Origin of the sequence: Sphaerisporangium perillae (genome assembly GCF_023276435.1) — a bacterium.
In the GTDB taxonomy this organism is placed as follows: Bacteria; Actinomycetota; Actinomycetes; order Streptosporangiales; family Streptosporangiaceae; genus Sphaerisporangium; species Sphaerisporangium perillae.
On record NZ_JALLPO010000037.1, the window covers coordinates 60,162 to 81,697 of the forward strand.

At 69.9% G+C, this 21,536-nt stretch carries 21 protein-coding genes; all 21 read left to right on the forward strand.

The features are described from left to right. Window positions 1–76 precede the first annotated feature (76 nt). Entirely contained in the window at window positions 77–1,135 is a 1,059-nt protein-coding gene (gene thrC, locus MYF83_RS31160) for a threonine synthase (protein ID WP_248964324.1), read from the forward strand. Window positions 1,136–1,269: 134 nt separating this feature from the next. Further along, window positions 1,270–2,205: a homoserine kinase gene (thrB, locus tag MYF83_RS31165; protein ID WP_248964325.1), complete on the forward strand. Its 936-nt coding sequence runs from the start codon at window positions 1,270–1,272 to the stop codon at window positions 2,203–2,205. 451 nt (window positions 2,206–2,656) lie between these two features. Next, a complete protein-coding gene (gene rho / locus MYF83_RS31170; protein WP_248964326.1) occupies window positions 2,657–4,765 on the forward strand; it encodes a transcription termination factor Rho in 2,109 nt (702 codons plus the stop codon). Between the two features lie 208 nt (window positions 4,766–4,973). Beyond that, the gene (locus tag MYF83_RS31175) at window positions 4,974–6,266 is read left to right on the forward strand and encodes a sensor histidine kinase (RefSeq protein WP_248964327.1); all 1,293 of its coding nucleotides are present in this window, start codon (window positions 4,974–4,976) and stop codon (window positions 6,264–6,266) included. A 70-nt stretch (window positions 6,267–6,336) separates the two neighbouring features. Then, window positions 6,337–6,984, forward strand: coding sequence for a response regulator transcription factor (locus MYF83_RS31180; protein WP_248964328.1), 648 nt, complete (start codon window positions 6,337–6,339; stop codon window positions 6,982–6,984). A gap of 267 nt (window positions 6,985–7,251) precedes the next feature. Further along, window positions 7,252–7,470, forward strand: coding sequence for a 50S ribosomal protein L31 (gene rpmE, locus MYF83_RS31185; RefSeq protein WP_248964329.1), 219 nt, complete (start codon window positions 7,252–7,254; stop codon window positions 7,468–7,470). A gap of 111 nt (window positions 7,471–7,581) precedes the next feature. After that, a complete protein-coding gene (gene prfA, locus MYF83_RS31190) occupies window positions 7,582–8,634 on the forward strand; it encodes a peptide chain release factor 1 (protein WP_248964330.1) in 1,053 nt (350 codons plus the stop codon). Between the two features lie 51 nt (window positions 8,635–8,685). Beyond that, complete coding sequence (gene prmC, locus MYF83_RS31195; RefSeq protein WP_248964331.1) at window positions 8,686–9,540, forward strand: peptide chain release factor N(5)-glutamine methyltransferase; 855 nt, start codon at window positions 8,686–8,688, stop codon at window positions 9,538–9,540. 59 nt (window positions 9,541–9,599) lie between these two features. Further along, window positions 9,600–10,634 (forward strand): L-threonylcarbamoyladenylate synthase, encoded by a 1,035-nt coding sequence (locus MYF83_RS44535; protein ID WP_372500291.1) that lies wholly within the window; start codon window positions 9,600–9,602, stop codon window positions 10,632–10,634. Window positions 10,635–10,839: 205 nt separating this feature from the next. After that, complete coding sequence (locus MYF83_RS31205) at window positions 10,840–12,456, forward strand: hypothetical protein (protein ID WP_248964332.1); 1,617 nt, start codon at window positions 10,840–10,842, stop codon at window positions 12,454–12,456. A gap of 16 nt (window positions 12,457–12,472) precedes the next feature. Continuing rightward, window positions 12,473–12,853: a hypothetical protein gene (locus MYF83_RS31210; protein WP_248964333.1), complete on the forward strand. Its 381-nt coding sequence runs from the start codon at window positions 12,473–12,475 to the stop codon at window positions 12,851–12,853. 101 nt (window positions 12,854–12,954) lie between these two features. Next, the gene (gene glyA / locus MYF83_RS31215) at window positions 12,955–14,241 is read left to right on the forward strand and encodes a serine hydroxymethyltransferase (RefSeq protein ID WP_248964334.1); all 1,287 of its coding nucleotides are present in this window, start codon (window positions 12,955–12,957) and stop codon (window positions 14,239–14,241) included. 60 nt (window positions 14,242–14,301) lie between these two features. Then, window positions 14,302–15,537: a glycosyltransferase family 4 protein gene (locus tag MYF83_RS31220; protein WP_248964335.1), complete on the forward strand. Its 1,236-nt coding sequence runs from the start codon at window positions 14,302–14,304 to the stop codon at window positions 15,535–15,537. 138 nt (window positions 15,538–15,675) lie between these two features. Further along, window positions 15,676–16,101, forward strand: coding sequence for a Cg1360 family ATP-synthase-associated protein (locus MYF83_RS31225; RefSeq protein ID WP_248964336.1), 426 nt, complete (start codon window positions 15,676–15,678; stop codon window positions 16,099–16,101). Window positions 16,102–16,176: 75 nt separating this feature from the next. Beyond that, window positions 16,177–16,389 (forward strand): AtpZ/AtpI family protein, encoded by a 213-nt coding sequence (locus tag MYF83_RS31230; RefSeq protein WP_248964337.1) that lies wholly within the window; start codon window positions 16,177–16,179, stop codon window positions 16,387–16,389. 58 nt (window positions 16,390–16,447) lie between these two features. Beyond that, window positions 16,448–17,242, forward strand: a complete 795-nt coding sequence (atpB, locus tag MYF83_RS31235; protein ID WP_248964338.1) for a F0F1 ATP synthase subunit A — start codon at window positions 16,448–16,450, stop codon at window positions 17,240–17,242. A 68-nt stretch (window positions 17,243–17,310) separates the two neighbouring features. Then, window positions 17,311–17,544: an ATP synthase F0 subunit C gene (gene atpE / locus MYF83_RS31240; RefSeq protein WP_248964339.1), complete on the forward strand. Its 234-nt coding sequence runs from the start codon at window positions 17,311–17,313 to the stop codon at window positions 17,542–17,544. Between the two features lie 31 nt (window positions 17,545–17,575). Next, window positions 17,576–18,124 carry a F0F1 ATP synthase subunit B gene (locus MYF83_RS31245; RefSeq protein ID WP_248964340.1) on the forward strand — a complete coding sequence of 183 codons (549 nt, stop codon included), beginning with the start codon at window positions 17,576–17,578 and terminating at the stop codon, window positions 18,122–18,124. Next, complete coding sequence (locus MYF83_RS31250; RefSeq protein ID WP_248964341.1) at window positions 18,124–18,933, forward strand: F0F1 ATP synthase subunit delta; 810 nt, start codon at window positions 18,124–18,126, stop codon at window positions 18,931–18,933. The genes MYF83_RS31245 and MYF83_RS31250 overlap by 1 nt, the downstream gene beginning before the upstream one ends. A 40-nt stretch (window positions 18,934–18,973) precedes the next feature. Next, the gene (gene atpA, locus MYF83_RS31255; RefSeq protein ID WP_248964342.1) at window positions 18,974–20,623 is read left to right on the forward strand and encodes a F0F1 ATP synthase subunit alpha; all 1,650 of its coding nucleotides are present in this window, start codon (window positions 18,974–18,976) and stop codon (window positions 20,621–20,623) included. Window positions 20,624–20,626: 3 nt separating this feature from the next. Then, complete coding sequence (locus MYF83_RS31260) at window positions 20,627–21,529, forward strand: F0F1 ATP synthase subunit gamma (RefSeq protein ID WP_248964343.1); 903 nt, start codon at window positions 20,627–20,629, stop codon at window positions 21,527–21,529. The last annotated feature ends 7 nt before the right edge of the window (window positions 21,530–21,536 follow it).

Here is a 21,536-nt window from a genome sequence, read left to right on the forward strand (position 1 = left end):
GCCTGATACCGCTGGTAGCGGACCCATGGTTACGCGCCCTCGTGCCCGCTCGGGCCCGGGCGCGGGAGGAGCGATCATGTTCAGGGCGTGGCGTGGCCTTATCGAGGAATACCGTGACCGGCTTCCCGTGACCACGACGACGCCCGTGGTCACTCTGCTGGAAGGCGGCACGCCGCTGGTCCCCGCGCGCCGCGTCTCCGCGCTGACCGGCTGCGAGGTCCATCTCAAGGTCGAGGGTCTGAACCCCACCGGCAGCTTCAAGGACCGCGGCATGACCGTGGCCATCAGCAAGGCCGTCGAAGACGGCGCCAAGGCCGTCATCTGCGCCTCCACCGGCAACACCAGCGCCTCCGCCGCCGCCTACGCCGTCCGGGCCGGGCTGACCTGCGCGGTCCTGGTGCCGCGCGGCAAGATCGCGATGGGCAAGCTGGCACAGGCCCTGGTGCACGGCGCCAAGCTGCTCCAGGTCGACGGCTCGTTCGACGACTGCCTCGAGATGACCCGCAAGCTCGCGGAGAACTACCCCATCGCGCTGGTCAACTCCGTCAACCCCAACCGCCTGCAGGGGCAGAAGACGGCGGCCTTCGAGATCGTCGACGCTCTCGGCGACGCGCCGGACGTGCACTGCATCCCCGTCGGCAACGCCGGCAACATCTCGGCCTACTGGATGGGCTACCGCGAGTACGCCAAGGACGCCCTGGCGACGCATACCCCGCGCATGCTGGGCTTCCAGGCCAGCGGTGCGGCGCCCATCGTCAACGGCGCCCCCGTCACCCACCCGCACACGATCGCCACGGCGATCCGCATCGGCAACCCGGCGTCCTGGCGCCTGGCCGAGGCCGCGCGCGACGAGTCCGGCGGAGCCATCCAGGCCGTCACCGACCGCCAGATCGCCGCGGCGTACAAGCTCCTCGCCCAGGAAGAGGGCGTGTTCGTGGAGCTCGCCTCCGCCGCCAGTGTCGCGGGGCTCCTCCAGGCCCACGAGCAGGGCCTCGTACGGCCGGGCGAGCGCGTGGTGTGCACGGTCACCGGCAACGGCCTCAAGGACCCCGACTGGGCGATCTCCGGGGCGCCGACCCCGCTGACGATCCCGGTCGACGCCTTCGCGGCCGCCGCCGCGCTCGAACTCGCCTGACTCCCTGCCCGTGCGCCGGCCCGATGCCTCCTGCGGCGCGCTCGCCCGCCGCCTCGGGCCCGCGCTCGCGCTCTGCCTGAGACCCACGGCACGACCGTAGACCGGCCGAGATGGACGAAATCCCGAGGAACCGCATGTCATCGAGCAGCACCGTCGTGGTCCGCGTGCCCGCCACCAGCGCGAATCTCGGACCCGGGTTCGATTCGCTGGGGCTCGCCCTCGGCCTCTACGACGAGGTGGAGGTCGCCGTCCTCGACGACGTGCCCGGCTCCCCGGGCGGCCTCGACCTGGACGTCCACGTCGAGGGGGAGGGCGCCGGCGAGCTCGACCTCGGTGAGGGCCACCTGATCGTCAAGGCCATGCGCGCCACCTTCGACCGCGCCGGCGTGCCGCAGCCGAGGCGGCTCAGGATGCGCTGCCTCAACCGCATCCCGCACGCGCGCGGCCTCGGATCCTCCTCCGCCGCCATCTGCGCGGGCGTCCTCGCCGCTCGGGCGCTCGCCGCGCCGGCGCTGTCGGACGACGAGGTCTTCGAGGTCGCCACGCGCATGGAGGGACACCCCGACAACGTCGCTCCGTGTCTGTCCGGAGGCCTGACCATCGCCTGGACCGAGTTGTCCGGAACTCCGCGTAAGCTGAAGCTGAGCCCGCATGGGGGCGTCCGACCTGTGGTGTGCGTGCCGAGAACCCGGCTCTCCACCGAGGAGGCGCGCGGGCTCCTGCCGAAGGAAGTGCCGCATGCCGACGCTGCGGCCAACGCCGGACGCGCCGCCCTGCTCGTCGCGGCCCTTACCCAGCGGCCCGAGATGGGGTTGTTGCTCGCCGCCACCGAAGATCGTTTGCATCAGGATTACCGTGCGCCTGCGATGCCGGCCACCGCTGATCTGGTAAAACGTCTCCGCGTGGCAGGAGTGCCCGCCGTGGTCTCGGGAGCCGGTCCGACGGTTCTCGTGTTCGGAACGGCGGATACCCATGATTTGATCGCGTCGGAAGTGGGTAGTGACTGGCACATCCAGCCATTGGACGTCGACCGGTCCGGCGCGAGCGTTCAATTTCCCGAGACACGCTGATGCATCTTCGACCTTCAGGGAATAGCAGTGTGCGCTGGTGATGTTAGGCTGATAGCCGCACCAGATGCCCCCGTTGCGGGTGCGTGCTTGTCAGCCATACATCGCTGGATCGCGCCTTGCGTCGCAAGACACAGGCCGCACAGCGGGCTTCCCGAATTCATAGCCTCCGGTTGGTCCACATCCGGTTGGCGTGTCGAGAAGCGGCGTAATCGGGGACATGCGCGTTCGACTGACATCGACATCTGGTCGGCGGTAACCAGCCGGGGGGCGACCCCCGGGCCCCCAACGGCTCGCGAATCTCGACGGTGACGGCCACGCGCCGGTTCGACGCACCGGTCTGCCGACACCTTAGAAATTCGTTTAGCCCGACCCGGTCTGTCCCGCCGGGTCGCACCACCGGGACGCCTGGCTGATCGTGGCCGACGCCCGACCCCTGGGAAGGACCTTTTAGTTGAGCGACACCACCGAACTCCTCTCCGACGCCACCGGCACAGTGCCGCCGGCCGCCGGCGACACCCCCACCCGCGCCGCGGCCAGGCCGCGTCGTCGCTCCGGCACCGGCCTGTCGGCCATGGTGCTGCCCGAGCTGCAGGCTCTCGCGTCGAGCCTTGGCATCAGCGGGACCGGACGGATGCGCAAGAGCCAGCTCATCGCGGCCATCCAGGAGAAGCAGGGCGTAACCGCCGACGGTGCGACCACTCCCGTCGAGCCCGCCGCCGCGGCTCCCGCGGCCACCGCCGAGCCCGTGGCCGAGCGCCCGGCCCGCACCCGCAGGGAACGTTCCCGTCCCGCGCCGGTCGAGGCCGTCGCCGAGACCCGCGAGGAGCGGACGCCCGTCGCCGAGGCACAGCCCGCCGAGCAGGCTCCCGCCGCCACCGCACCCGCCTCCGTCTCCACGCCCGCCGAGGCCCCGCAGACCGAGGGCCGTACCGACCGTGGCGAGTCCCGCCGCGAGCGCGGCGACCGCGCCGAGCGTGGCGAGCGCCGTGGCCGTGGCACCGACCGGCGTGAGCGTGGCGACAACCGCCCCGACAACCGCAACGACAACAGCCGTCCCGAGCAGCGCGCCGCCGACGCGGGTGAGGCCCCGGGCCGCCGCGAGCAGGGCCGTGACCAGGGTCGCGACCAAGGCCGTGACCAGGGTCGCGAGCAGTCACGTGACCAGGGTCGCGAGCAGTCACGTGACCAGGGCCGCGAGCAGTCACGTGACCAGGGCCGCGAGCAGTCACGTGACCAGGGCCGCGACCGCGACCAGGGTCGTGACCGCGACCAGACGCGTGACCAGGGCCGTGACCAGGGCCGCGACCAGAGCCGTGACCCGCAGGGCGACGACGACCGCCGCGGCCGCCGCGGCCGGTTCAGGGAGCGCAACCGTCGCGGGCGTGACCGCTTCGACAGCAACGAGCCCGTGATCGGTGACGACGACGTCCTCATTCCGATCGCCGGCATCCTCGACATCCTCGACAACTACGCGTTCGTGCGCACCAGCGGCTACCTGCCGGGTTCGAACGACGTGTACGTCTCGCTCGCGCAGATCCGCCGCAACGGCCTGCGCAAGGGCGACGTCATCACCGGAGCGGTGCGCCAGCCCCGCGACGGCGAGCGCCGCGAGAAGTTCAACGCCCTCGTGCGGCTCGACACCGTCAACGGCATGGACCCCGAGCAGTCGCGGAACCGCCCCGACTTCTCCAAGCTCACCCCGCTGTACCCGCAGGAGCGGCTGCGGCTGGAGACCGACCCGAACATCCTGACGACCCGGATCATCGACATGGTGGCCCCGATCGGCAAGGGGCAGCGTGGTCTCATCGTCTCGCCGCCGAAGGCCGGCAAGACGATGGTGCTCCAGGCGATCGCGAACGCGATCACCAGGAACAACCCCGAGTGCCACCTGATGGTCGTCCTGGTGGACGAGCGTCCGGAAGAGGTCACCGACATGCAGCGGTCGGTGAAGGGCGAGGTCATCCACTCGACCTTCGACCGTCCCGCCGAGGACCACACCACCGTCGCCGAGCTCGCCATCGAGCGTGCCAAGCGGCTGGTGGAGCTAGGCCACGACGTGGTCGTGCTCCTCGACTCCATCACGCGCCTCGGCCGCGCCTACAACCTGGCGGCCCCGGCGTCCGGACGCATCCTGTCCGGTGGTGTCGACTCGACCGCGCTGTACCCGCCCAAGCGATTCTTCGGCGCCGCCCGCAACATCGAGAACGGCGGCTCGCTGACGATCCTCGCCACCGCGCTGGTCGAGACCGGCTCCAAGATGGACGAGGTCATCTTCGAGGAGTTCAAGGGCACCGGCAACGCCGAGCTGAAGCTCAACCGCTCCCTGGCAGACAAGCGGATCTTCCCCGCGGTGGACGTCGACGCGTCCGGCACCCGTAAGGAAGAGATCCTGATGTCCAGGGACGAGCTGCAGATCGTCTGGAAGCTGCGCCGGGTGCTCCACGCCCTCGACATGCAGCAGGCGCTCGAGCTCCTGCTGGAGAAGATGAGGGAGACGCAGTCGAACGCGGAGTTCCTGCTGCAGGTGCAGAAGACCACCGTCAGCTCCGAGCGCGACTAGTCGCCGCCGCATCACACGCGACACCTCCGCCGTCACCGGGCCGAAGGCCCGGTGGCGGCGTTTGCGCTTTTTCGGCGACGCGCCCGGGGTGGTGCTGGCCGCATCCCGACAGTTGGTGTCCTCCCCATGGCGTGACGGCCGCGGGCTTGGCAGGCTCTTCCCGTACGGCCGGACCGGCCGGGCGGCGGCTCGACGGGAGGGGCCTGGGATGTCCGGCGAGGCCGTGACCGGTCGGCCGCCATTGCGCCAGAGGGTGCCGCTGGGGCCGCGCGGTCCCCTCGGCCTGCTCGTCGATCCCATGACCTGGCGGGCCGTGCCCTACCTGCTGCTCAGCATGATGCTGGGCGTCGCCTGGTTCGTGATCCTGGTGACCGGCGTGACGGTCTCGCTGTCCATGGTGGTCGTCTGGGTGGGCGTGCCCTTGCTGGTGCTGACCCTGCTCGTCTGGCGGGGAGGCGCCATGCTGGAGCGCCGGCTGCTCCGGCTGGCTCTCGGTGTCACCATCCCCGACCCCTACCAGCCGCGCCCGGCGCGCGGCGTGGCGCGCCATCTGCGCTGGCTCTTCGGCGATCCGGCCACCTGGAAGGACCTGGGGTACCTCCTTCTGCTGCTGCCGCTCGGGCTCGTGGAGTCCCTCGCGTCGTTCACGCTGTGGGTGTGCTCCGTCGAGCTGCTGGCGCAGCCGGTCCTGCTGGGGTTCGGCGTGCGCACGCAGATCGGCGACCGGCTGGCGCTCGACGGCGTGCTCGGGGCGATGCCCTGGGCGCTGGGCGGTCTGCTGCTCCTGGGGGCGACGCTGTACGTGGTGCGGGGCATGGCGTGGATCCACGGCATGCTCGCCGTGGCGCTGCTCGGCCCCGGCGACGAGGCGCGGGTCATGCATCTGCGGGCGAGCCGGGCCAGAGGCGTGGACGCCGCGGAGGCCGAGCGCCGCCGGATCGAGCGCGACCTGCACGACGGCGCCCAGCAGCGGCTGCTCGCCGTGGCCCTCGACCTGGGCATGGCGCAGGCGAAATTCGACTCCCATCCGGAGGAGGCGCGCGAGCTGCTGGCCCAGGCCCATGCGGGCACCAAGGCCGCCATAAGCGAGTTACGCGACCTCGCCCGCGGCATCTACCCGGCCATCCTCACCGACAGGGGGCTCGACGCGGCGCTGTCGGCGCTGGCGGCCCGTGCCCCGGTCCGCGTGGAGGTGTCGGTGGAGATCGCCGACCGCCCGCCGGCCGCGGTGGAGAGCATCGCGTACTTCATCGTCGCCGAGTCGCTGACCAACATGGCCAAGCATTCGATGGCGACGGAGGCGTCGGTCCGGGTCGGCCGGGACGGTGATCGCGTCGTGGTGGAGGTCCGTGACAACGGCGTCGGCGGCGCGCAGGCCCGCCCGGCCGGGGGCCTCGCGGGGCTCGCCGACCGTGCGGCGACCATCGACGGCACGCTGACCGTCGAGAGCCCGCCGGGCGGGCCTACGCTGGTCCGCGCCGAGCTACCGTACGAATGGTGAGGCCCGTGCTCTGGCGTGCCGCGTCCAGGGTTACCGTACGAATGGTGAGAATCCTGCCCGGGCGGCCGCCGTGCGCGTGGTGATCGCCGAGGACTCCGTCCTGCTCCGGGAAGGCCTGATCAGGCTGCTCGCCGACGGCGGCATCGAAACGGTGGCCGCGGCGGGCGACGGCCCGGGTCTGGTCGAGGCCGTGCGCGCGCACCGGCCCGATCTCGCGGTGGTGGACGTGCGCATGCCGCCGAGCCACACCGACGAGGGGCTCCGCGCCGCGCTGGAGGCCCGCTCCCTGGTGCCGGGGCTGCCCGTGCTGGTGCTGTCGCAGTACGTCGAGGAGCGGTACGCCGCCGAGCTCATCGGGCGGGGCGCCGCCGCCGTGGGCTATCTGCTCAAGGAGCGGGTCGCCGACGTCGCCGAGTTCCTCGACGCGGTCCGGCGGGTCGCCGCGGGCGGCACGGTCATCGACCCGGAGGTGGTGGTGCAACTGCTGAGCCGCCGCAGGCGCCAAGAGCCCATCGAGTCCCTCACCTCCAGGGAGTCGGAGGTGCTGGGCCTGATGGCGGAGGGCCGGTCGAACAACGCGATCGCCTGGCGTCTCGGCGTCACCGAGGGCGCGGTCGAGAAGCACATTTCCAGCATCTTCTCCAAGCTCGGCCTGGATCCCGCGCCCGACGACCACCGCCGTGTCCTGGCCGTGCTCGCCTACCTCCGGCGCATTTGACGCCCCTGTTGCCGCACTTTTTGCGGTGCCCTGGTGGAAAAATGGGGCGAATCGCCGATCGGCGGCCTAGGCTCGGCGGGTCGCCGCAGCCGCTCCGGCGGCGCGTGCCGAAGCTCCGGCCCCCGGGGAATGCGCGGTGGCCTGGCGGGGTTACAGGATCTGGCACACTGGTAGCCGAACCACGGCGGTTCCGGTTCCCGCCCGACCGCGTGTCACCTGACCGCGAGATACGAAGGCGACCCGGCGACCGCGCCAGAGAGGATTGAGATGAAGCCCGACATTCACCCGCAGTACGCCACCACGCAGGTGACGTGTAGCTGTGGCAACAGCTTCACCACCCGCAGCACCGCCAAGAACGGCGTCATCCACGCCGACGTGTGCTCCGCCTGCCACCCGTTCTACACGGGCAAGCAGAAGATCCTGGACACCGGTGGCCGGGTGGCCCGCTTCGAGAAGCGCTTCGGCAAGAAGCCCGCGAGCAAGTAGCTCCCTCAACGACGCCGGCTCGGAATCGCCCCCGCGTGGGGGCGTGCCCGGGTCGGCGTTCTTGATGATGGCCCAGGTTCTCGCCGGTTGTGAAGGGAAGAAGGACGCACGGTGAATCTCGACGAGTTGCTCAACGAGTACGCGGAGCTTGAGCAGAGGCTCGCCGATCCCGCTGTGCACGCGGACCAGAACACGGCGCGCACCCTCGGCAAGCGCTACGCGCAGCTGACCCCCATCGTGTCGGCCTACCGCGAGCTCGACGGCGTCCGCGACGACCTGCAGGCGGCCAAAGAGCTCGCCACCGAGGACGCGACGTTCGCCGAGGAGGCCGTCCAGCTCGAGAGCCGCATCGGCCCGCTGGAGGAGCGGCTCAAGCACCTGCTCATCCCGCGCGACCCCAACGACGACAAAGACATCATCATGGAGATCAAGGCCGGTGAGGGCGGCGAGGAGTCCGCACTGTTCGCCGGAGACCTCCTTCGCATGTATCTCCGGTACGCCGAGCGCGTCGGCTGGAAGGCCGAGATCATCGACGCCCAGCACTCCGATCTCGGCGGCTACAAGGACGTCACGGTCGCGGTGAAGGGCAAGGGCGCCGACGGCGTCTGGTCGCGCCTGAAGTACGAGGGCGGGGTCCACCGGGTCCAGCGGGTGCCGGTCACCGAGTCGCAGGGCCGCATCCACACCTCGGCGGCGGGCGTCCTGGTGTACCCCGAGGCCGAGGAGGTCGAGGTGCAGATCGACCCCAACGACCTGCGAATCGACGTGTTCCGCAGCTCCGGTCCCGGCGGTCAGAGCGTCAACACGACCGACTCGGCGGTGCGGATCACCCACGTGCCGACCGGTGTGGTCGTCTCCTGCCAGAACGAGAAGAGCCAGCTGCAGAACAAGGAGTCGGCGCTGCGGATCCTCCGCGCGCGGCTGCTCGCCATCGCGCAGGAGCAGGCCGACGCCGCCGCGTCGGCCGAGCGCAAGTCGCAGGTGCGCACGGTCGACCGCTCCGAGCGCGTCCGGACCTACAACTATCCGGAGAACCGCATCTCCGACCACCGCGTAGGGTTCAAGGCCTACAACCTCGATCAGGTGCTGGACGGCGACCTGTCCGCGGTCATCCAGGCCCTCACCGACGCCGAGATGGCGGACAAGCTCGCCGCCCACTCCTGAACGATGAAACCGACGTATCCCCTGGCAATCACGTAACCCGCGAAGACTCCCATGACCCTGCTGATGGACGAGATAGCGCTCGCCACCGCCCGGCTCGCCGAGGCGGGGGTGCCGTCACCGCGCACCGACGCCGAGGAGATCGCGGCCTTCGTCCACGGCGTGCGCCGGGGCCAGCTCCACACGGTGCCCGATTCGGAGTTCGACGCGCTGTTCTGGGAGGGCATCGCGCGGCGTGAGGCCCGCGAGCCGCTCCAGCACATCACCGGACGCGCCTACTTCCGGTACCTCTCGCTCGAGGTCGGTCCGGGGGTGTTCGTGCCGCGCCCCGAGACCGAGGTGGTCGCGGGCTGGGCCATCGACCGGCTGCGCGAGATGGACGTCGCCTCCCCCGTCGTGGTCGATCTCGGCACCGGATCGGGCGCCATAGCCCTGTCGATCGCCCAGGAGGTCGCGCTCGCGCAGGTGCACGCCGTCGAGGTCGACCCGGTCGCCTACGGCTGGGCCAAGCGCAACATCGTCGAGCACGGTCAGGGCCGGGTGTCCCTCCATCCGGAGGACCTCGCCGACTGCCTTCCCGAGTTGGACGGCCAGGTGGACCTGGTGATATCCAATCCGCCCTACATCCCGCCGGGCGCGGTGCCGCGCGACCCCGAGGTGCGCGACTACGATCCCTCCCGTGCCCTGTACGGCTCGGGGGAGGACGGCCTGGACGAGGTCCGCGCCGTCGAGCGCACGGCCCGGCGGCTTCTGCGGCCCGGTGGCCTGGTGGCCGTCGAGCACGCCGACCAGCAGGGTTCGGCGGTCTACCTGGTGTTCTCGGAGGAACGCGGCTGGCGTGACGCGCGAAACCACGCCGATCTGGCGAACCGCGACCGTTTCGTCACGGCGCGCTTCGGCCAGGAATGAGGGCCGCGCCCCGGGATCCCGGCTCGGGCGGGCCAGCCTACGTGGGAGGATGACGATTCGTGAGTCGACGTTATGACTGTACGAACACCGAGCAGCGTGCCGCCGGCATCGCCGACGCCGCGTCCGCCATCAGGGCCGGCGAGCTGGTGGTCATCCCGACCGACACGGTCTACGGCATCGGGGCCGACGCCTTCACCCCCTCGGCCGTCACGGCACTGCTCGAGGCCAAAGGTCGCGGCCGCGACATGCCCGTGCCCGTGCTGGTCGGCACCGTACGGGCCGCGGCCGCCCTGGTGGACGATCTAGGCTCCTACGGGCAGGACCTGATCGACACGTTCTGGCCGGGGCCGCTGACGCTGATCTGCCGGGCGAGCCGTTCGCTCAACTGGGACCTCGGCGACACCAAGGGCACCGTCGCGATCCGCATGCCGCTGCACGCCGTCGCCCTCGAGCTGCTCAAGGAGACCGGCCCCATGGCGGTGAGCAGCGCCAACCGGTCCGGCGCCCCGCCGGCGACCACGGCTGCCGACGCGGAGGAGCAGCTCGGGGAGTCCGTCGCCGTCTACCTCGACGGAGGCGCGTGCTCCGACAGCGTCCCTTCCACGATCATCGATCTGACCACGGCCGTGCCGCGCGTGCTGCGCAAGGGCGCGATCCCGGTGGAGAAGCTGCGCGGGGTGATCGGGTACGTCGCGACCGACGCCGGCCCGGACACCGACATCTCCGGCACCACCGGCGCCACCGAGGCCCTCGCCGCAGCCGCCGAGCCCGAGAAGCCGGCCGCGATCGAGCCCGAGAAGCCGGCCGACGCGATCGAGCCCGAAAAGCCGGCCGACGCGACCGAGAAGTCGGCTGAGACGGCCGAGCCAGAGAAGCCGGCCGAGGCAGCCGAGCCGGAGAAGCCGGCCGACGAGGTCGGGCCCGAGCAGCCGATCGGCGCCGATGAGCCGGAGAAGCCCACCGAGGCGGCCGAGTCCGAGAAGCCGGCCGATGCGGCCGAGCCTCAGAAGCCGGTCGGCGCCGATGAGCCCGGACCTGCGGATAAGCCTGGTCCGGCCGGTGGGTCCGCGGGCAAGGCCGAGGGCGGGGCCTGAGAACCGCCTGGGACTCCCACGTGCCTGTCACGACTCATGCCGTATGGCTATCGCGGAGCCGTACGGCATGGGCGTCTCAGTAGCGTGAGGTGCGCCTGTGCTCTTGAGCGACGGCCGGTGGCGAGGGAGCATGGCTGCGAGCGGGGCACGAGCCCTCTCCTGAGGCGCACCAGGGGAGCGGCGGCCACGAGCACGGGAGACGCCCATGGGCAAGCTGGACGGAATGGACCCCAAGCTGGTCCGTGAGCTGCTGGCCGAGGTCGGGCGTGCGGGCACCCGGATGCGCAGCGTCGAGGGCCTCATCACCCGGCTGACCAGCTCAGCGGGCCTGTCGGTCCCCGCCACGTACCGTCCCGTCCAGGTCGCCGATGCCGGAGAGACGCTCATCCGCGACGTCACCGCCCGGCTCGTTCTGCTGGAGAAGAAGGAGAAGCAGAAGGACCCGGACACCGGCCCCAAGAGCATGAAGCAGACCGCTCCCGACAAGCAGGACGCGAAGCCCGACGCCACGAAGTCCGACAAGGACGACACCCCCAAGGCCGACAAGACGGATAAGACCGACAAGCCGGACAAGGCCGATAAGGACGACGCCCCGAAGACCGACAAGACCGACAAGACCGATAAGCAGGAAACTCCGAAGGCCGAGAAGCCGGACAAGCACGAGGCGCCTCAGGCTGACAAGCCTGACAAGACCGAGACTCCGAAGGCCGAGAAGCCCGACAAGCACGAGGTGCCTCAGGCCGACAAGCCTGACAAGACCGACAAGCACGAGGCCCCGAAGGCCGAGAAGCCGGACAAGCACGAGGCCCCGAAGGCCGACAAGCCGGATCCTGCCCCCAAGGCCGACAAGCCGGACGCCGCGCCCAGGAACGAAGTCGCGCCCCAGCCGGAGGCGCCCAGATCCGATACGGAGCCCAGGGCCGATCCGGCGCCGAAGCCCGACCCGGCGCCCAAGGCCGATGACACGCCCACGGCTGACCCGGCGCCGAAGCCCGATCCGGCACCTGATCCCGATGGCACGAGGCCCGAGGCCGAGCAGGTTCCTCCCACGGCGCCGGTTCCCGAGGGGGATCAGCCCCAGTCCGCGCCTCCGACGACCGACGTCCCGCAGCCCACGCCTGATGGGCAGCAGACGACCCCCGACGTTCCGCAGCCCACGCCTGATGGGCAGCAGACCACTCCCGACGTTCCGCGGTCCCCTGACGTTCCGCAGACCACCCCTGATGTTCCTCAGCCCACGCCTGATGGGCAGCAGACCACGCCTGATGTTCCGCAGGTGACTCCGGAGGGGCCGCAGGCCGGGCCTGATGTTCCGCAGGTTGCTCCTGATGGGCAGATGGACACCCCCAACGTCGACAACCCGCAGGACATCGACACCACGGGGGAGCGGACGCGGGTGATCGACGTGGACGGCGTGCGGGTCGTCGAGGTCACCATGACGCCGCCCACCACCGAGCATCTCCGGTGGCTGGCGGAGAACATGGACAAGATCCCGCCGCTGGACCAGCCGGTGGTGGTGCCGTCCGACGGGCTCCAGGCGGGCCATCCGCACGCCGATGGGCCGGTCGGCTACGTCGAGCCGGAAGGGCCGTCGGGTGCCGCCAAGCCGTCGGCGCCTCTGCCTCCCGACTCGGGGGGCTCGGCCGCCGACCAGGGCCTTACGGCTCCTCAGGGCGTCGTGCAGCCGGGTGCGCACGTGCAGTCAGGTGTGTACGCCGCCGGGGACGACGAGGCCCTGTACGGCGGGTTCAGCCCCGATGACGGGGACGCCGGAGATGGTCCGTCGCCGGAGCGTGGTTCCGCCTCGCCGTCCGGTTCGTGAAGGAGGGCCGTTCGAGATGTACGCCGATCCGCCGGCACCGAAGCCGCTCCAGCCCGGGGAGACGCCGCCCGCGTCCTCCTCCGACCCGTTCAGCCCGGACGGGCAGGCGACGAGCTGGCGGTTCAACCCCGAATACCAGAAGCTGGTCGACCTGTGGCAGCAGACGCTGCCGTTGCTGGAAGGGCTCACCACCTCGCTGGACAAGGCGTACCAGATGGCCCGCAGCAGGGACGTCTGGGACGCGCCGGTCGCGGAGCGCTATGTGCAGGACATGACCGAATGGCGCAACAGGCTCGGCATGTACCGCCAGGCGGTGCTGACCGCGATCAGCGATCAGGCGGCGGACACCCCCCGCTGGGTGCCGGCCGCCTCGACCGCCCCGCACGCCTACAGCTGACCGGTAGGCCCGGGACCGGCCCGGGCTCGGGGCTTACAGTGGGGAGGTCGGTGTCCTCACCGCGTGCGGTCTCGTGCGGGGGAAGGAGTGGTGAGCCAGCCATGCATGCGAAACGGCGCGACCACGAGCACGCTGAGGAGTTCTACGGGCCCGACTTCTCCCAGCTCCAGCGGGAGGATCCGGAGATCGCCCAGGTGCTGCTCGACGAGGTCGGACGCCTCCGCGGCGGGCTCCAGCTGATCGCGAGCGAGAATCTCGCCTCGCCCGCCGTCATCGCGGCGCTGGGGTCGACGCTCACCAACAAGTACGCCGAGGGCTATCCGGGCAGGCGCTATTACGGCGGCTGCGAGGTCGTCGACCGAGCGGAGCGGCTCGCGATAGACCGGGCGAAGGCCCTGTTCGGGGCGGATCACGTCAACGTCCAGCCCCATTCGGGCGCCTCGGCCAACCTGGCCGCGTACGCCGCGCTGCTCCGGCCGGGGGACACGATGCTGGCGATGGAGCTGTCCCACGGCGGGCATCTGACCCACGGGTCCAAGGTGAACTTCTCGGGCCGCTGGTTCGACGTGGTGGCGTACGGGGTGCGGCGCGACACCGAGACGATCGACTACGACGAGGTGCGCGAGCTGGCGGTGCGCCACCAGCCCAAGCTCATCGTCTGCGGCGCGACGGCGTATCCGCGGCTCATCGACCACGCGGTCTTCCGCGGCGTCGCCGACGAGGTGGGGGCGTGGTTGCTGGTGGACGCCGCGCACACGATCGGCCTGGTGGCGGGCCGTGCGGTGCCCTCGCCGGTGCCGTACGCCGATGTGGTGACGTTCACCACGCACAAGGCCATGCGCGGGCCGAGGGGCGGCGGCATCCTGTGCACCTCCGAGCTCGCCTCGCGCATCGACCGGGCGGTCTTCCCGTTCATCCAGGGCGGTCCGCTGATGCACGCCATCGCGGCGAAGGCGGTGGCCTTCGGCGAGGCGTTACGGCCGGAGTTCCGGGCGTACGCCGAGCAGGTGATCGTCAATTCCAGGGCCCTGACGGAGGCGCTGGCGGCCGAGGACATGCGGCCGGTGTCCGGCGGAACCGAGACGCATCTGGCGCTGATCGACCTGCGAGATCTGGGGGTGACGGGTGCTGAGGCCGAGCGGCGGTGCGCCCGGGCGGGCATCATCCTCAACCGCAACACGATCCCCTATGACCCGGAGCCGCCGACGGTGACCTCGGGCATCCGGCTGGGGACTCCCTGCGTGACGACTCAGGGCATGGGGGTGACGGAGATGAAGGAGATAGCCTCGATGGTCGCGCAAGCCGTGCGCGATCCGGGTGCGATAACGTCGGTGGCCGAGCGGGTGACGCAGCTCACCCGCGGTCATCCAGCGTATCCACGCGGTTAATGTGTAGTTCTGTGCAATTTTTCGGTCACATTTGACCGAACAATCCGGGAAACTGGGGTCGTGCGCGAATACCTCCTCATGGCGTCGGTGTCGGCGGTGGTCACCTATCTGCTGGTCCCGCTGGTCAGGGTCTTCGCGCTGCGCATCGGCGCCGCGCCGGAGATCCGTGAGAGAGACGTGCACACGGTCCGCACTCCGCGTCTCGGCGGCCTCGCGATGTACGCGGGGATGCTGGCGGGGTTGTTCGTCGCGAGCCACCTGGAACACATCGGCCCCAAACTCGCCGACCCACGGATGGGCGGCGGCCAGACGGTGATCGCCCTGGCCATCGCGGGCGGTGTCATCGTGCTCACCGGCTTCCTGGACGACTGGCTGGACATGGACGCCATCGTCAAGCTCGGCGGCCAGATCGCCGCCGCCGGCCTGCTCGTCGCGTTCAAGCTCACCCTGCTGTGGATCCCGCTGCCCAACGGCGGCACGGTCAGCCTCGACAACACGCTGACCACGGTCATCACCATCCTGGTCGTCGTCGTCGCCATCAACGCCGTGAACTTCGTGGACGGCCTGGACGGCCTGGCCGCGGGCATCGTCTGCATCGCCGCCATGGCGACCTTCGCCTGGACCGTCGCCCTGACCGACAGCCTCGACCAGGGCCGTCTGAGCGTCACGGCGGCCATCACCGCGATCCTCATCGGGATGTGCCTGGGCTTCCTGCCGCACAACTTCCACCCCGCGAAGATCTTCATGGGCGACACCGGCGCGATGCTGATCGGCCTGGTCCTGGCCACCTCGGTGGTCACGGTGACCGGCACGGTGGACTACAACGGCGCCGCCGGCGACATCAACCGGTTCCCGGTGGTCCTGCCCATCCTGCTTCCCCTCGCGGTGATGGTGCTCCCGCTGGCGGACCTGGTCATGGCGGTGGTCCGGCGCACCTCCTACGGCAAGTCGCCGTTCTCGCCCGATCGCGGTCACCTGCACCACCGGCTGCTGCAGGTCGGCCACTCGCACCGGCGCACGGTCCTCATCATGTACGCCTGGACGTTCCTGTTCGCCGCGACCGTCGTCGGCCTGTCGGTCGGCGGCGTGCCACTGATCGTCTTCCCGGTGGTCGTGCTGCTGGCGCTGGTCGTGCTGGTGATGATGGGGCTCCCGCTGTGGCGGTCCGGCCGGGGCGGCCGGGGCGGCGGCGCCCACGCCGGCAGAGGGCCGGAGCCCGGCTCGGGCCCGGCCTCGGAGGACCCTTCCGTCCCTGGTGCGGCGAGCACCCCCCGCGCCACGGCCCCGACCGGTTGAGTAGCCGTTCACCTGCACGAAAGCCCAGGTAAAGGCATCACTCCATGAGCTTGTGATATCTTTCACTAGCAAGGGCGGAGCAGGGCTCGCTCTGTAAGGTAGCAATCGCTCGCTTGACAACTTTGCTTTGGAGCACCGATGCAGGCCAACGACGTGCGCGCACTCAAAGGCGCGGCCATACCCACCATCGCGGTGGGGCTGGTCGTCGTCGTGGTGGCCGCCCTGCTGGGCGGAGGCGCCGGCGCTCTCGGAGCGGCGATCGGGCTCGTGGTCGTCGCCGCGTTCTTCACCGCCGGGCTCGTGGCCGTCACCTGGGCGGGGCGCGTCTCACCACAAATGATGATGCTGGCCGCCGTGCTGGGCTATCTGGTCAAGGTCGTCCTGCTGATGGTGCTGCTGAGCGCCTTCGCCGACGCCACGGCGTTCTCGCCCCGCGCCTTCGGATGGGCCGTCATCATCTGCACGATCGTCTGGACGATCGGCGAGGTCCGCGCCTTCCTCAAGCTGAAAATGCTGTACGTCGACCCCGAGGCCAAGGTCCCCGGACAGGGTGGACCGCGATGAGGCGTAGGATTCCCCGTGGCGGTACGGGGTCCGATATGACTAGTCCCCTGCCTGCCTGCTATCGTCGTGCCCGCGATGAGCGAGCAGCGCAAGCCCGAGGAAGACGGTCGCGACTTCGCCAATGCCGCCTGGTCAATCCCGAGCACTCTTCTCGCCGGGATGCTGGTCTGGGGTGGCATCGGCTGGTTGCTGGACCGTTGGATTGGCGTGGGCGCGTTCTTCCCGATAGGCGTCATCCTCGGGGTCGTGCTCGCCGTCTACCTGGTCTATGTGAAGTACGGCCGCTGAGCGCGCCGACCACATCCCGCAGTCTTCTGTTGATCCACCATCTTGGAGGGAACGCCGCGTGAGCGCGCTGACGGTCCTCGCCGCCGACGGAGAGTTCGAGGCCCCCGGGCCTTCGATCTTCAACTTCCCCCCGCTCTGGGACGGCGGCCCCGCGTGGGCCTCCAAGCCCGTGCTGTTCGCCCTTGTCGGCGCACTGATCGTGTGTGTGCTCGCCTGGGGCGCGTTCGCCCGGCCGAAACTCGTGCCGCGGGGCATGCAGAACATCGGCGAGCTCGGCTACCTCTTCGTCCGCGACCAGGTGGCGCGCCCGTTCCTGGGCAAGGACGCCGAGCGCTGGATGCCGCTGATGGTCTCGCTGTTCTTCCTGATCCTCCTCTGGAACCTGTTCGGCGTCGTGCCGTTCGTCCAGATCCCGATCGCCTCGCACATCGCCTTCCCGGCGGTCTTCGCGATCACGATCTATGTGATCAAGATCTACCTGGGCATCAAGCACCAGGGCTTCATCGGCTACTTCAAGAACATGATGTTCCCGCCGGGGCTCCCCAAGCCCATCTACCTCCTGCTTGCCCCGATCGAGTTCCTCTCGAACCTCATCATCGCGCCGTTCACGCACGCGGTCCGACTCTTCGCGAACATGTTCGCCGGCCACATGCTCCTGGCGTTCTTCAGCATGGTCGGCTTCTGGTTCCTCATTGAGAGGCCCACCATCGCGGGTGCCGCGGTCGGCGTCCTCGGCGTGGTCATGACGATCGTCATGACCGGCTTCGAGATCTTCATCGAGTACCTGCAGGCGTTCCTGTTCACGATGCTGGCCGCGATGTACATCGGCGGCTCGCTGCACCCGGAACACTGAGTCACTTCCACTGACCTGGTCCTGACCGGTGAACCCTCACCGGCCGACAAGTAAAGGAAAGCATCACAATGAGCCTTCTTGCTGAGGTCTCCGGCAACGTCACCGCCATCGGCTATGGTCTCGCCGCCATCGGCCCCGGCATCGGCGTCGGCATCATCTTCGGTCAGGGCGTGCAGGCCATCGCCCGTCAGCCCGAGGCTTACGGCCTGATCCGCCAGAACATGCTGCTGGGCTTCGTCCTCACCGAGGCGCTGGCGCTCATTGGTCTGGTCGCGCCGTTCATTTTCCAGGGCATCAAGTAACGCGAACCACCCCTGACGGAAGGCTGCAGCCATGACTCTGGGAGCCGGACTCCTCGCCGCGGAGGCGGAAAATCCGCTCATCCCGCATGCTTACGAGCTCATCGTCGGCGGCTTCGCGTTCCTTGTCGTCTTCGTCGTCGTCGGCAAGATCCTCACCCCGCGCATCCAGAAGACGCTGGAGGAGCGGACCGAGGCCATTGAGGGCGGCATCAAGAAGGCCGCGGAGGCCCAGGCGGAAGCCCAGCGCACGCTGGAGGACTACCGGGCCAAGCTGAACGAGGCACGTCACGAGGCCGCCCGCATGCGCGAGGAGGCCCGTGAGCAGGCCGCGCAGATCAAGGCGGAGCTCCGCGAGGAGGCCCAGGCCGAGGCCCGGCGTCTCATCGAGGCGGCTCACGCACAGATCGAGGCCGACCGCAGGCAGGCGTTCACGCAGCTGCGCGCTGAGCTCGGCCGCCTGTCGACCGAGCTGGCGAGCCGCATCGTCGGCGAGTCGCTGGAGGACGAGACCCGGCAGAGCCGCGTCGTGGACCGGTTCCTCGACGAGCTCGAGTCCGCCGGTGAGGCGGCGGTGCGCTGATGAGAGGTCTGAGCCGTAGTTCGTTCGCCGCTGTCGAGGAGCGTTTCAACGCGGTGGCCGCGACGGCGGACCTCGGCCGGCTGGCCGAGGACCTGTTCGCGGTCGCCGTCCTGCTCGACCGCGAGCACGGACTCCGCCGGAACCTCGGCGACCCTGCCCGCCCGGCGGAGCAGAAGGCCGACGTCGTGCGGTCCCTGCTGGACGGCAAGATCAGCGACGCCGCTCTGGAGACGGTCATCGCGGCCGTCTCCGCCAAGTGGTCGAGGTCGGTGGACCTGTCGGACGCGCTGGAGCGGCTCAGCGTCATCGCCTCGGCCGCCGAGGCCGAGTCCCTCGGCAGGCTCGACGACGTGGAGGACGAGCTCTTCCGGTTCGGCCGCATCGTCGACGCCAACCTCGCACTGCGCCTCGCCGTGGTCGACCCGGCCGCGCCGGTGGAGGCCAAGCGCGGGCTGCTGAACGACCTGCTCGGGGACAGGGTCGCCCCGGCGTCGCTGCGCCTGATCACGCAGCTCGCTCTGCACCCGAGAGGGCGTAGTTTGGAAAGAGGGCTGGAGGAGTACATCCAGCTCGTGGCGGAGCAGCGACAGCAACTTGTCGCCGTGGTGCGCAGCGCGGTTCCGCTGACCGACGGGCAGAGGCAGCGCCTCGCCTCGTGGTTGCGCACCACGTACGGACGCGACGTCCACCTCAACACCGAGGTGGACCCGCGAGTGCTCGGTGGGTTCTCGGTCCGGCTCGGAGATGAGCTGATCGACTCCACCATCGCAGGACGTATTGAAGAAGTCCGCCGCCGGTTGGCCGGCTAGGAGTGTCAGGGCGGCCGATGATTAGGGAGACTGAAGAGAGATGGCGGAGCTGACGATCCGGCCGGACGAGATCCGGGACGCGCTTGAGCGCTTTGTTCAGGCGTACGAGCCGGAAGGCGCGGCGCGCGAGGAGATCGGGACCGTCGTCGACGCCGGCGACGGCATCGCCCACATCTCCGGCCTTCCCTCGGCGATGGCGAACGAGCTGCTTGAGTTCGAGGACGGTACGCGTGGCCTGGCACTGAACCTGGACGTCCGGGAGATCGGTGCCGTTATCCTGGGCGAGTTCAGCGGTGTCGAAGAGGGCCAGTCGGTCCGGCGTACGGGCGAGGTCCTGTCCGTGCCGATCGGCGACGCGTTCCTCGGTCGCGTGGTGGACCCCCTGGGCAACCCGCTCGACGGCAAGGGCACGATCGAGGCGGAGGGGCGCCGTCCCCTCGAGGTGCAGGCGCCCTCCGTGGTGCAGCGCCAGCCGGTGAAGGAGCCGCTGCAGACCGGCCTCAAGGCGATCGACGCCATGACGCCGATCGGCCGCGGCCAGCGCCAGCTGATCATCGGTGACCGTGGTACGGGCAAGACCGCGATCGCCGTGGACACGATCCTCAACCAGCGCGAGAACTGGGCCACCGGCGACCCGACGAAGCAGGTTCGCTGCGTCTACGTCGCGGTCGGCCAGAAGGGCTCGACGATCGCGCAGGTCAAGGCCCGTCTGGAGGAGGCGGGCGCGATGGAGTTCACCACCATCGTCGCCGCTCCGGCCTCCGACCCGGCAGGCTTCAAGTACCTGGCGCCCTACACCGGTTCGGCCATCGGCCAGCACTGGATGTACCAGGGCAAGCACGTGCTCATCGTCTTCGACGACCTCACCAAGCAGGCCGACGCCTACCGCGCCGTGTCCCTGCTGCTGCGCCGCCCGCCGGGCCGCGAGGCGTTCCCCGGTGACGTCTTCTACCTCCACTCCCGTCTGCTGGAGCGCTGTGCCAAGCTCTCCGACGACCTGGGCGCGGGGTCGATGACCGGTCTTCCGATCATCGAGACGAAGGGCAACGACGTCTCGGCGTTCATCCCGACCAACGTGATCTCCATCACCGACGGTCAGTGCTTCCTGGAGACCGACCTGTTCAACGCGGGCGTACGCCCGGCGATCAACGTCGGTGTCTCCGTCTCCCGAGTCGGCGGCTCGGCGCAGATCAAGGCGATGCGGAAGGTCGCCGGCACGCTGCGCCTGTCGCTGTCGCAGTACCGCGACCTGGAGGCCTTCGCGGCCTTCGCCTCCGACCTGGACGCGGCCTCCCGCGCCCAGCTGGAGCGCGGCGCCCGCCTGGTGGAGCTGCTCAAGCAGCCGCAGTACACCCCCTTCCCGGTCGAGAAGGAGGTCGTCTCGGTGTGGGCCGGCACCAGCGGTGAGCTGGACGACGTGCCCGTCGAGGACATCGCGCGCTTCGAGGCCGAGTTCCTGGAGTTCCTCTCCACGACCTTCAAGGGTGTCCTGGACGCGATCCGCGAGACCAAGGAACTGGGCGACGACACGGTCACGACCCTCAAGGACGCGATCACGGACTTCAAGAAGACCTTCCAGACCTCCTCCGGCGAGCTGCTGGTGCAGGACGAGCCGGTCGAGGCCCTGAGCGCGGACGAGGTCGGCCAGGAGAAGATCGTGAAGCACGTCCGCAAGACCGAGAAGAAGTAGCTCATGGGTGCCCAGCTAAGACTGCTGCGGCGGCGGATCCGGTCGGTCAGGTCCACGGCGAAGATCACGCGCGCCCAGGAGCTCATCGCCTCGTCCCGCATCATCAAGGCGCAGCAGCGCATGGAGGCGGCCGTGCCGTACGAGCGCGAGATCACTCGCGCGGTGTCGGCCGTCCTCAGCAACAGCGCGGACATCGACCACCCGCTGACGGCCGCCAAGGAGCGCCCGGCCAACGCCGGCGTGCTGATCGTGACCAGCGACCGGGGTTTCGCGGGAGGCTTCAACGCCAACATCCTGCGTGAGGCCGAGGCGCTGGCCGGTCACCTGCGCGGCCGGGGCGTCGAGGTGAAGCCGTTCGTCGTAGGGCGCAAGGGCATCACCTGGCACCGCTTCCGCAGCCGGGAGATGAGCGGGGAGTGGTCGGGGTTCTCCGACAAGCCGCTCTACGCCCACGCCAAGGAGATCGCCGGCGCGCTGATCGGGGCCTTCGAGGACGAGAACGGCATCGACGAGATTCACGTCGTCTACACCGGGTTCGTCTCGATGCTGACGCAGGACGTGCAGGCCAAGCGGATCCTGCCGCTCGAGGTGGAGGAGACCACCGAAGAGCCGCCCGGGGGACCGCTGCCCTACTACGAGTTCGAGCCGACCGCGGGTGAGGTGCTGAACCAGCTCCTGCCCCGCTACATCGAGTCGCGCATCTACAACGCGCTGCTCCAGTCGGCCGCCTCGGAGCACGCCTCGCGTCGCCGGGCCATGAAGTCCGCGACCGACAACGCCAACGAGCTGATCCGCGTGTTCACCCAGCAGATGAACCAGGCTCGCCAGGCCGAGATCACCCAGGAAATCAGTGAGATCGTCGGTGGCGCGAACGCGCTCGCCGACGCCTCAGCGGGGAAAGAGTGAGAAACCA

Coding starts and splice junctions, on each gene's coding strand:
- prmC (WP_248964331.1), top strand. CDS start 8,686: ATGACCCTGCTGATGGACGAGATAGCGCTCGCCACCGCCCGGCTCGCC.
- thrB (WP_248964325.1), top strand. CDS start 1,270: ATGTCATCGAGCAGCACCGTCGTGGTCCGCGTGCCCGCCACCAGCGCG.
- MYF83_RS31230 (WP_248964337.1), top strand. CDS start 16,177: ATGAGCGAGCAGCGCAAGCCCGAGGAAGACGGTCGCGACTTCGCCAAT.
- MYF83_RS31205 (WP_248964332.1), top strand. CDS start 10,840: ATGGGCAAGCTGGACGGAATGGACCCCAAGCTGGTCCGTGAGCTGCTG.
- MYF83_RS31245 (WP_248964340.1), top strand. CDS start 17,576: ATGACTCTGGGAGCCGGACTCCTCGCCGCGGAGGCGGAAAATCCGCTC.
- MYF83_RS31250 (WP_248964341.1), top strand. CDS start 18,124: ATGAGAGGTCTGAGCCGTAGTTCGTTCGCCGCTGTCGAGGAGCGTTTC.
- atpA (WP_248964342.1), top strand. CDS start 18,974: ATGGCGGAGCTGACGATCCGGCCGGACGAGATCCGGGACGCGCTTGAG.
- atpE (WP_248964339.1), top strand. CDS start 17,311: ATGAGCCTTCTTGCTGAGGTCTCCGGCAACGTCACCGCCATCGGCTAT.
- MYF83_RS31210 (WP_248964333.1), top strand. CDS start 12,473: ATGTACGCCGATCCGCCGGCACCGAAGCCGCTCCAGCCCGGGGAGACG.
- MYF83_RS31260 (WP_248964343.1), top strand. CDS start 20,627: ATGGGTGCCCAGCTAAGACTGCTGCGGCGGCGGATCCGGTCGGTCAGG.
- thrC (WP_248964324.1), top strand. CDS start 77: ATGTTCAGGGCGTGGCGTGGCCTTATCGAGGAATACCGTGACCGGCTT.
- MYF83_RS31225 (WP_248964336.1), top strand. CDS start 15,676: ATGCAGGCCAACGACGTGCGCGCACTCAAAGGCGCGGCCATACCCACC.
- glyA (WP_248964334.1), top strand. CDS start 12,955: ATGCATGCGAAACGGCGCGACCACGAGCACGCTGAGGAGTTCTACGGG.
- rpmE (WP_248964329.1), top strand. CDS start 7,252: ATGAAGCCCGACATTCACCCGCAGTACGCCACCACGCAGGTGACGTGT.
- MYF83_RS31175 (WP_248964327.1), top strand. CDS start 4,974: ATGTCCGGCGAGGCCGTGACCGGTCGGCCGCCATTGCGCCAGAGGGTG.